We start from the raw sequence: 872 nt of genomic DNA, 5'->3' as shown, positions 1-872 counted from the left end.
ACTGTTCTTTCGTTGGACAGTGATTGGTCTTATCGCTCTTTCCGCCGCCATATTGTCTATTGAGTATTCTCCGTCATTTCTGTAGGCGAAGATCTGATTCCAGAAGTTCTTCAGATAGTTAAGGGCCTTGCTCATAAGTTCACTTCGGCTCTCATCCGGATTTGCAAGCAGATCATAAAGCTCTGTCCTTATCCTATCGATGATTTCCGTCGTTTCCTTACTGTTCCTTCTGTGGTAAATCTCGTCTGCGGTAAGTCTTTCCCGGCGGTAAGTATCTTCCATGCCGTATAACTTTCCTATCAGCTCAAGGAAGATTCTTGCCTGCAGGCTTCCCTGGTCGAAGGCATACTTGAACTTAGTCCTTGCATGAGCCAGACAACAGAGATGTTCTATATCCATAAGTTCGTTGTCAAGATACATATATACGTTATAACCGTCACTCTGCAGTGATTTGATTTTTGCATCACCAAGGAACTCCTTCAACACGTTTCTGTTCCTGCCTCCATGTTTCTGTACACCTTCATCATCCGTTGTATCCTCATAAAAGAAGATGACTATACGGGCCTTTCTGTTTACCAGACACCACATATAGGTCTTTCGTTTCTTATTGTAGGCGTGATAGCGGAGCCATGTCTCGTCCACATTCACGTTGGCACCATCCTGAAGGGCAATCTTCTTGAGGGCAGGTATCAGCTTGTTCAGCTGCATGGCACCTTTGTCGGCCCAGTTCAGCAGGTTCTGCACAGAGGTGTTCCAGTCCATATCCGACAGACGGTTCTTTGCCTCCCTGTATGCTGGTGTTGACATCTGGAAGCGGTTGAACATAAGATACGAGAGCATGTTTGCCGTAATGCTTGTACCCGGTACAATCT

Annotated in this window: 1 protein-coding gene; it reads right to left on the bottom strand. The window is 45.9% G+C overall.

Annotated elements, in window-relative coordinates; all coding sequences use genetic code 11:
- On the bottom strand, positions 1–852 hold an 852-nt coding region (locus tag Q3C19_RS18280), incomplete at its 3' end, for an IS66 family transposase (protein ID WP_302731291.1).
- Positions 853–872 lie beyond the last annotated feature (20 nt).

It is taken from the genome of Bacteroides sp. ET489, from assembly GCF_030518095.1.
GTDB classification, from domain to species: domain Bacteria; phylum Bacteroidota; class Bacteroidia; order Bacteroidales; family Bacteroidaceae; genus Bacteroides; species Bacteroides ndongoniae.
Note: the sequence above shows the minus strand (reverse complement) of the source record. Positions and strands in the feature narration are given on the sequence as shown.